Source organism: Seongchinamella unica, from assembly GCF_004354085.1.
Lineage (GTDB): Bacteria > Pseudomonadota > Gammaproteobacteria > Pseudomonadales > Halieaceae > Halioglobus > Halioglobus unicus.
On sequence record NZ_SMSE01000001.1, the window covers coordinates 726,000 to 735,627 of the forward strand.

Annotated in this window: 8 protein-coding genes; 5 read left to right on the plus strand and 3 right to left on the minus strand. The window is 59.4% G+C overall.

The window, feature by feature from the left end; genetic code table 11:
* Positions 1-115 precede the first annotated feature (115 nt).
* A complete protein-coding gene (locus E2F43_RS03145) occupies positions 116-1,654 on the plus strand; it encodes a S1C family serine protease (protein WP_133209452.1) in 1,539 nt (512 codons plus the stop codon).
* 270 nt (positions 1,655-1,924) lie between these two features.
* Here the strand turns inward: E2F43_RS03145 and E2F43_RS03155 are convergent, their stop codons facing one another.
* Positions 1,925-3,820 (minus strand): TolC family outer membrane protein, encoded by a 1,896-nt coding sequence (locus E2F43_RS03155; RefSeq protein ID WP_133209456.1) that lies wholly within the window; start codon positions 3,818-3,820, stop codon positions 1,925-1,927.
* A 273-nt stretch (positions 3,821-4,093) separates the two neighbouring features.
* Between E2F43_RS03155 and E2F43_RS03160 the strand changes: the two genes are divergently transcribed.
* From E2F43_RS03160 to E2F43_RS03175, 4 genes are all read left to right on the plus strand, one after another.
* The gene (locus E2F43_RS03160) at positions 4,094-4,792 is read left to right on the plus strand and encodes a transglutaminase-like cysteine peptidase (RefSeq protein WP_133209458.1); all 699 of its coding nucleotides are present in this window, start codon (positions 4,094-4,096) and stop codon (positions 4,790-4,792) included.
* 24 nt (positions 4,793-4,816) lie between these two features.
* Complete coding sequence (locus E2F43_RS03165; protein ID WP_133209460.1) at positions 4,817-6,736, plus strand: bifunctional diguanylate cyclase/phosphodiesterase; 1,920 nt, start codon at positions 4,817-4,819, stop codon at positions 6,734-6,736.
* A gap of 345 nt (positions 6,737-7,081) precedes the next feature.
* Positions 7,082-7,381 (plus strand): type II toxin-antitoxin system RelE/ParE family toxin, encoded by a 300-nt coding sequence (locus tag E2F43_RS03170; RefSeq protein ID WP_133209462.1) that lies wholly within the window; start codon positions 7,082-7,084, stop codon positions 7,379-7,381.
* Positions 7,382-7,384: 3 nt separating this feature from the next.
* Positions 7,385-7,702 (plus strand): HigA family addiction module antitoxin, encoded by a 318-nt coding sequence (locus tag E2F43_RS03175; protein ID WP_133209464.1) that lies wholly within the window; start codon positions 7,385-7,387, stop codon positions 7,700-7,702.
* A 53-nt stretch (positions 7,703-7,755) separates the two neighbouring features.
* Here the strand turns inward: E2F43_RS03175 and E2F43_RS03180 are convergent, their stop codons facing one another.
* Positions 7,756-8,070 (minus strand): tryptophan synthase subunit beta like protein, encoded by a 315-nt coding sequence (locus E2F43_RS03180; RefSeq protein WP_133209466.1) that lies wholly within the window; start codon positions 8,068-8,070, stop codon positions 7,756-7,758.
* A gap of 69 nt (positions 8,071-8,139) precedes the next feature.
* On the minus strand, positions 8,140-9,628 hold a 1,489-nt coding region (locus E2F43_RS03185), incomplete at its 5' end, for a type I secretion C-terminal target domain-containing protein (protein ID WP_165954175.1).

Consider the following 9,628-nt stretch of genomic DNA (forward strand, 5'->3'; position numbering starts at 1 on the left):
GCGCCATCTTACAGGGCGCCGGCTTTGGCTTTCCCGGGGAATGGTCTGCTGATCACCGCGGCTGCGGCAGAAATTCACTAACAAAACCAGCAGCAGCGCTTTACACTACTGTCCCATGCGCTTGCGATCTCTCCTGGTCTTTATTCCTGCATTGCTGTCAGCCTGCTCGTCTACCGACACCCGGGAGCCGACGGCGCGGCAGATACGCGAGGGCGCCTGCCCCGCCTCCATCACCTCGCTGGACCCGGGCAGTACCGAGGCGCGTTCCCGCTATGGTCGGGACATTTCCGGCGCTGAGCTGGCCGCCGCGCAGGCGCGGGAAATCCGCAACTGCGAAAGCCTGGTCGCGGTGGGCAATGTCGCTGCCCTGGGCACACTCGCCTCCTATTACAACGGTACCGGCCAGCAGGCCGCGCTGGTAAGCACCCTGGAAAAGTACGCCGATGCGGGCAGCAACCCGGCCAAGCTCCGCGACGCCGGTTCCTACCTCTACAGCGCCTACGCCACCGACCAGTCCGGTGTGCCCCGCAATGCGGACAAGGCCTTCAAATACCTGGGGCTGGCGGTCAACAACGGCAACGCTGCGCTGCAGCTGACCTACGCCCGGGAACTGCACCGCCGCGGCCTGCACAGTGATGCCCTGCGCTACTACCGCAGCATTGCCGGGGCCGAAGGCCGCAGCCGGGAAGACCACTGCCAGGCCACGCTCAGCCTCTCCCAGCTCTATTTTGGTGGCAGCCCGGACCACGAGAACTGGAACCTGGGTTACTACTACTGGCAGGAGGGCCTGGCGCTGGCAAAGACCCCCCAGTGGGGCTCCTGCAGCGAAGACAACTTCACCAGCCCCACCTACTCCGAGGAGAGCAGGCGAAAGCAATTCGTAGACCAGCGGCTGGTATTGATGAGCCCCGCCCAGAAGCAGGTGGTTGACGAGGCCAGGCGCGACCCTGCAAAGGGCCGCGACTTCGTGGCTGCCCTGAATTTCCAAAAGCCCCGTGGCGCCCCTGTCGCCACCTCTGCACCTACCGGGCGGCCCGCTGTCTATCTACCCGGGTGGCCGGCCTGGGCACCCGTGAGCGCCCAGATTTGCAGTCAACTGAAGTACTCCGGGGTCGATCGACCCTGGAGTGAAGTGTTTGAGGCCAATGCCCAGGCCATCTGGACGGTTGACTCGCGCAACGGCAAAAACCAGTCACAGGGGTCCGCCGTCGCGGTTTCTCCCACTGAGCTCATCACCAACTGCCACTTGATAGAAAACCCCCGGCAAATTGCCGTGCGCCGGGTAGGCTGGAACCTCCCGGCCCGGCTCAAGGCCTCCGACCGCCAGGGCGATCGCTGCATTCTGGAAGTGGGCAACAGCCTGCCGGCCTATGTGCGCCGGGGGCGCAGTCACGCTGCAGTAAAGATCGGCGAAGATGTCGCGGCCATTGGCAATCCCAAGGGGCTGGAAACCTCGCTGTCCCGCGGCATTGTCGGCCAGAAGCGTACCCGCAGTGGACTCAGGCTGATCCAGACCGATGCGGCGATATCCTCCGGGTCATCCGGGGGCGGGCTGTTCGATCGGGCGGGCTATCTGGTGGGGGTGACCACGTTCACCATCGCCGAGGGGCAGAGCCTGAACTTTGCGATTGCGATTGATGAGTTTTGTCAGTGAGACAAAGGGCGCCTAGTGGCGCCCTCTGGATTCCCGCTTTCGCGGGAATGACGGCGTGGGGGCCGGGAATGACGGCGTGGGGCCCGGGAATGACGGCGTGGGGCCCGGGAATGACGGCGTGGGGCCCGGGAATGACGGCGTGGGGCCCGGGAATGACGGCATGGGGCCCGGGAATGACGGCGTGGGGCCCGGGAATGACGGCATGGGGGCCGGGAATGACGGCATGGGGGCCGGGAATGACGGCATGGGGGCCGGGATGGTGGACCTGGCCTACTGGGCCACGTCCATCACCAGTTCGACCCGGCGATTCTGGGCACGGCCCTCGGCGGTGTCGTTGCTGGCGATGGGGTAATCCTCACCGCGGCCGATAGCCACCAGTTGCTCTTCCGGAATACCGTGATCGTTGATCAGCATATCCCGCACCGCGTTGGCCCGGCGCTCTGACAACCACTGGTTATAGGCGTTTTCACCGCTTGAATCGGTGTGTCCTTCCACCGTGGCGCGCACCCCGGCATTTTCCCGCAGTACCTCGGCCGCCCTGGCGATTTCAGCGTCATAGGCGGATGAGATGACCGAGGAATTGAACTCGAACTGCACGTCCACTTCCAGCGAAACCATATCGCCACCGACCGCACGGTAGCGATCACTGCCCGCAGCCAGGCCCGCCAGCGCAGCGGCGGAAGCGGCAGCGGCAGCGGGATCGGCAGTGGCATTCAGGCGGGCAAACAACGCATCACGATCCACGGCAGCCGGCACGGGATGGCCCTGCGGGCACAGCGCCTGGGCATTTTCATCGTCGCTGTCACGGCTGAAGTCCAGATCCAGTTCAGCGATTTTGTCGGCGTTGAGGCCGTCCATCTCCAGCGATGCCAGCAGCAGTCCCATATTGGACAGGGTCTTGGCCTGGGCAACGCCAAGGTCAGTCACCGCGCTGGCGTGGGCCCGCTGGGTGTCGAAGTATTCATTCTGGGAGTCCAACAGGTCCAGCAGGGTACGCTGGCCAATGTCGAACTGGTCGCGATAGGCGCGGCGGGTTTTGTCCTGGGAAATCAGGTTACGCTGCAACACCTCGACCTGGCGCTCCAGTGCTTCCACATTGTTAAACGCAATGGTCACTTCCTGGCGCACGTTCAAACAGGCCTGCTTGCGCTCTTCAATGGCAGCGTTGTACAGGTTGTAGTACTCCCGCTTGCGGGCGCTGTCGGAACCACCGCGGAACAGGTTGTAGGAAACCACCACCTCGATGGCTTCCTCGTCAAAGCGCCCGTCAATACCGTCGGTATCGTGCTCCACCTCGTTGCGGTAGCGCAGGTCAAGACGCGGCATCATCGGCGCGTTGGTGGCGTTCAGGGACTCCTGCGCGGACCGCAGATTTTCAATAGCTGAATTGATCACCGGGCTGCGCTGGAAGGCCAGTTCCAACGCTCTTTCCCGTAACTCAGGAATTTGGCCCGTTGGCAGGGTGGGCAGGGCCAGGTCATCTCCCGGCATGCTGTTAACAATCCGGTGGAAACGGGTCATGACGTCATGCAGATTGGTAATCTCGGTGACCAGGTTGGACTCGGCCAGGGCAATACGGGCCGAAGCCTGCTCGAGATCAACCCCCTGGCTGACACCGCCGCCGGTTCGCTCGGCGATTTTGTCATAGACGTTCTTGTGGACGATGTAGTTTTCTTCGGCGAACTTCACCAGGTTCTGGTATTTCACGGTGTCCAGGTAGGCCTGGGCGGCCTCCAGAGCCACTTCCTCAGAGGCACGCTTGAAGTCATAGTAGCGAGACAACTTGGCGAAACCCAGGCTGGCGACCCGGTCACGGGTGGCAAAGCCATCAAACAACATCTGGGTGATGCTGAAGCGGGTGGCATCGCGAGAGTAGTCGCCGAGGTCGATGAGCGGGGTATCCCGCTCTTCACGGCCCCACTCGGAGTAAAGGTCGACGCTGGGCAGGTAACCGCCACGGGCACCGCGCTCTGCCTCCCGGGTGGCCTCAAAGTTATACCAGTCGGCATTGACCCGGGGGCTGGTCAGTACGCCCTGGGTCACCGCCGTTTTAAAATCCGTAACCGTATCCATGCCCACCGGCACCTGGCTCTGGCCAAACACCGACGCGGCTGCCGCCCCGATTGCGACCGCAACTGCGGTCAACTTGAATTGTTTTCGTTTCATGACGCTAATCCCTAATGGCAATTGTCCCGATCCGCCTCCGCTGGGCCAAAGGCGGCTCTCACGCTCCTTGTGGTGGATTTTCCACAGCGTTAACTATAAGCGAACCTGTGCCTGATCCACGTTTTCTTATAGAAAACTATGAACCGGGTCACACTTCCAGTCAGGTATATGCCCCATTTGGTATAAATCCGCCCCCAGCTAGTAACAAAGTAGTCTAATATTGCCATTCGTCCAGCTGGTTGTCGCAGGCTGCGGAGAAATACCAAAAAGCAAATGAGAATGTTTAACCGCTGGGGGCAGGGACACATTTTTTTCAGGCAGATCTGCGCCGCGGCTGCCGCGTTCCTCTTTTTCGCCACCCTGGTCTGGGGCCAGCTGGACCTCGACCGGATGCGCGCCCTGGCCCTGCAGCGCTATGGCCAGGACACCGCCAGCCTGGTGGACGAATGGTATGCCACCATCGAAACCATGCGCAGTCAGCCGGACGAACTCAAACTGGACACCGCCAACAAGTTTTTCAACCAGCGGATTCGCTGGGTACAGGACCCGGAGGCCTGGGGCCAGAAGGACTACTGGGCGACCCCGCTGGAGACCATGGGCAAAGGCATGGGTGACTGTGAAGACTTCGCGATTGCCAAGTACGCCATGCTGGTGCTGGCCGGCATGGACATCAACAAGCTGCGTATCACCTACGTCAAAGCGCAGATAGGTGGACCCGACAGCACGATTCACGCGGCGCATATGGTGCTGGCCTACTATCCCGAGCCCTCCGCCGTACCCGACATTCTCGACAACCTGATTACCGATATTTATCCCGCCAGCAAGCGCACAGACCTCACCCCGGTGTACGGCTTTAACAGCCGCGGACTCTGGGTGGGCGGCGCGGCCACCCCGGCCACCAACAATCCCGGTGCTAAACTCTCCCGCTGGAGAGACGTGCTGCAGCGGGCCGCAAACGAAGGTCTGGGGTAAACGCCATGAGCAACGGAGCCTGATATGTCACTACACAAGAAACTCTGGTTAGCCATCATCGGACTGCTGCTGATCGTATTCAGCGGCAGCTTCCTGGTGACCACGCTCTCTGCCAAGTCTTATCTGCAGCAGCAGATATCGATGAAAAATGCCGACAATGCCGCCGCGCTGGCCCTGTCGCTGACGCAACAGGGCGCCGACGAGGTGCTGTTGGAGCTGACCCTGTCAGCCCAGTTCGACACCGGCTTTTACGAATTGATCGAGCTGCGCGCGCCGGACGGCAAACTGATGATACTGCGCCAGGACAACCAGCCCGCCACCGGCGCCCCCGGATGGTTTATGTCCCTGTTTCCCATCAACGCGGAAGACGGCGTCGCCAATGTGCAGGAAGGCTGGCAGCAGGTCGGCACCCTGACCCTGCGCAGTCATTCCAAATTCGCCTACGAACGGCTGTGGCAAAGTACCCAGCTGCTGCTGCTCATCTTCCTGGCGGCGATGATTGTTTCCGGTTTTGTCGGGGGCCAGGTCCTCAAACGCATCCTCAAGCCACTGGATGACGTGGTAGAGCAGGCCCAGGCCATTGGCAATCGCCGGTTTATCACCATTCCCGAGCCCAGCACCCTGGAGTTCAGGCAGGTGGTGAGCGCCATGAATGAGATGTCCGGGCGCATCAAGCAGGTACTCAGTTCCGAGGCCAAACGCCTGCAAAAATGGCAGCGCGACGCCCATGTGGACAAGGTCACGGGGCTCAATAATCGCGAACCCTTTATGAAATCCATCGAGGCGGCGCTGGAGAGTGATGATGTCAACGCCACTGGCAGCCTCAGTCTTGTTCGCCTTGCCGGCCTGGCACAGATGAACCAGCTCTATGGCCGCGCCAATATGGATGCGGTGCTGCACGAAATCGGCAAGGAACTGAACCGTATCGTCATGCAGCACAGCCGCTGGGCGGCCTCTCGTCTCAACGGCTCGGATTTTGCCATTCTCGCCCCCAGGGCCATGGATCCCAGGGAAGCGGCGGAGCAAATGCAGGGCAGTATCCGCGCGGTACTGGAAAACCACAGCATGGACAAGGGCGTACTGCTGCCGGCGGCAACCACGATCTACAAGCACGGTGACACCATCGGCTCGATCATGACCCGCCTTGACGGCGCCCTGCTCTCCAACGAGCGGGAGGGCGAATCCGCCATCAGTATCGCCTACGACGGCGATATCCAGATGCAGCCGGTGCGCCAGCAAATGGACCATTGGCGCGGTGTGCTGGTGGAATCGTTCCGCAAACACAATTTTACGCTGGACTACTTCCCCGTGATCGGACTGAACCAGGAGCTGGTGCACTATGAGGCCCCTGCCCGGCTGAACTGGCAGGGCGACAAGCTCTCCGCCGGCCAGTTCCTGCCCTGGGTAAACCGGCTGCAGATGTCCCTGGAACTGGACAAGGAAGTGGTCGACCTGGCGCTGCGGGCGATAGAGACCACCGGCTACCCCACAGCGGTCAACCTGTCGGTAGCCTCGGTGGTGGAACCCGGTTATCTCAGCTGGATTGGCGAACGGCTCACCAGCAAGAAAGAGGCGGCCAAGAACCTGTGGCTGGAAGTACCGGAGGCCATGGCCTTCCGCCATCTGGAGAATTTCAAGCACCTGTGCAAACGGGTGACGGCCAGCGGCTGCAAGATTGGTATCGAACACGTTGGGCACCAGCTGTCGGACCTGGGTAATATCAGCGATATCGGCGTGGACTTCCTCAAAATCGATGCCAGTTTTGTCCGCGATATCGACAACAACGTGGCCAACCAGACCTTACTGCGCACCCTGTGCACAGTGGGCCACTCCATCGGGGTGAAGGTTTACGCCGAGGGTGTGCGTACCAACGAAGAATGGGCCACTCTGCAGGAGCTGGGTGCGGATGGTGCGACGGGGCCTGGTATTTCTTTACCCGAATGATCAGGCAGGTCTTTGTAGAATCCCTAGTCGTCACTATAAGCAACTTATCGTCATCCCCGCACACCCCAGGGTGCCTTCTCTTGCGCTTACAGCGCAATTCACCTTGAAGGCGGGATTCAGGGAATTTCGAAGGCCCCCTCAATCATCCCCAATCAAATCCAGATTCCCCGTGCTGCCCACACAGCGCCACGCCCCCCCGGCCAGAAATGGCTTATCTAAAAAGTAGCCTCTACCGCCCAACTCTGTCACCGTATTTCGGATAGCGTAAAACGGTCCTCCTCTCCACTGTAGGCAGACGTACTGAGCACAGGGCCGCAATTGCGATAACATGGTATCCGTGCTACCGTGATAACTTCATTTAAAAACTCCGCTACCGAAGATATTTTTAACGGACGCAAAACCAATGCTGCCAGGCGGACATTGCCTCGGGCGCTTTGGTCACTGGCAGTAAGAAAACTGGACCAGCTGGACTCAGCAGAATCACTGGACGACTTACGCGTTCCACCGGGCAACCGATTGAAGCCACTCAAGGGCCGGAGAGCAGGACAACACAGCATCAGAATCAACAGCCAGTACCGGCTGTGTTTTCGCTGGACAGAAACAGGCCCGCAAGAAGTCGAAATTACCGATTACCACCGGGGGTGAATTATGGTGCGAATACCGACTGATAGAAATCCAACCCATCCTGGGGAAATGCTGACCGAGGAATTTCTCGAGCCGTTGAATATCACCCAGCGACAACTGGCCAACGCCATTCACGTACCCTACCAACGAATCAATGAGTTGGTTAATCAAAAACGTGGTATTACGCCGAGCACCGCGCTTCGCTTGTCGCGCTTTCTAGGCACGTCTTCCGAATATTGGATGAATCTACAGGCTCGCTGGGACCTTTATCGTGCGGCAAAGACCGAGGCCAGTGAGCTGGAATCGATACAGGAATATCAAAAGTTGCGACAATCTGCCTGAGTACATTTTAGCCATATTATCCAGGGCTCAGGCTGGGCATCCCAGATTTGAACTTAGTCATCCCCAATCAAATCCAGCTTCCCTGTCATCTCACTACGCAACTTCTGCCTGCGCATAATCTTCTCCTGGGCAGAGTCGGGTAGTTCGGTAAACAGAATCACACCCTTGTCGATCAGCAGCTCCACCACGTCTTCCAGCACCCGGACAAAGTCCTGGTCGGTGGCATCCAGTGAGTTGGCTGCCTGCTGACTGGCGAGAAAATCGGCCAGTTCGGGGGAGTCGCCCGCAACCTGCTCCGTAAATCCGTCGCCGGAGACCGCGCTCATGGCGATCACCCTACCCTGTTCATCCCGTTTTATATAAGGCATTCCCTACCTCCAAAAAAAATCCCCGCCAGCTTGCGATGGCAGGGATTGATCATATCGTGTTTAAAGGCCTCAGTCGGTAGTTAACTGGCCGCTATCCAGCATGTTCTGGATAACAGTGGACAGTTCGTCCGTTCCTACCAGGTCCACACCCTCAAGGGTGATGGTCTGGTCGACCAGGTTGGCATCACTGGCATTACCCTTGAATGCACCGCTTGAACTCACCTCGATGACTGTATTGGCACCGTCGAAGGTCACATTCAGGTAGCTGGTAAGATCAGCCCCTTCCGCGTCCTCGCCGACCAACAGGTCACGCAGGTCAAGAGAATCACTGCCGGACTCACCGAAGCCCGAGATGGTGACATCTGTACCGTCACCGCCGTGTTCGGCCAGGGTGAATTCGAAGACGTCATCATCTCCAGTGGCAATTAACGTATCACCCTGTGAGGTATCGACAGGTGCTTCTTTCCCACCTGATCCAGAGTTGCTCGTGGTAAACAGTTGCGTCGTCGTGCTCGCAATGGCCCCTTCTTGAACCTGCTGATCGATGGTCACGTCGATATCCGCGGTGACAACGTCGCCGTCGCCATCGGTCAATGACACATTGAAAGTGATCGTCTCGTCCACCGGTGCATACAGATCGACCGAGGAGATGGAGGTGATCTTGAGCGCAGAGGGGGCTTCGGTAGGTTCAAGAATAATGGTGTCGAAAGGCCCTGCCACCGATGCGATATCCAGATTGAGGCCATCGGCCTGGGTGCCAGACACGCCCTCAAGCGGATCACCGACCAGATTGCTTCCAAGGTAAAAGTACACGGTGAAGGTGGCGCCCTGGGGTGCCTTCAGGCCGAAGTTGAGCGAATCCGGGTCTCCGGCAGTTGGGTCGAAGGCATCTGTATCGTCTCCCGGCGTATACTCAAACCGCAGCATCTCGCCGACCTTGAAGTCGTTGCCGTCTCCGGAAAGGCCAGCTGTGCTTGGGTTTACCTCTGTGTTGTCGATTGAGAAGCCCAAGTCCAATGGTGCGTCTACAAACCAGTCGCCGAAAGTAAGTCCCGTCGTGGGACTACCTGCATCGGGGGCACCAGAGAGTTCCTGGGTCTCGTTTTCCCCAGCCGTGGGCGCGAGCAGCTCGAAGCTATACGTCCCGTCCGGGTTTACCGTCAGCGAGAATATGTCCTCACCACCCGCTTGGCCGAACAGTGTATTACCTTCCTGCGAGTAGGTGAAATCCGGTCCCAGATCAGGCCCCGTAATACTGATGCCACCGAGTCCATCAGCACCGGCGGAGAACAGTGCATTGACATCAGAATCAGACAACAAAGGATCACCTTGTTGCGGCGGATCCAACGGATTGTAGGTGACAGTCAGCTCATTGAAGATGCCGGAAACAGGCGTATCGTCGTCAACCATCACCGTGAAGCTGGTGTTCGCCGAACTGCCGTCGTTGTCCTCAACCACCACGTTCACCGTGAACGGGATGGTATCCGTCTCAACATCGTCTGCCGCATCCACCGCGTGATGCAGCAACGGCTGCAACAGCGCCAGCGTGTACGTCGCA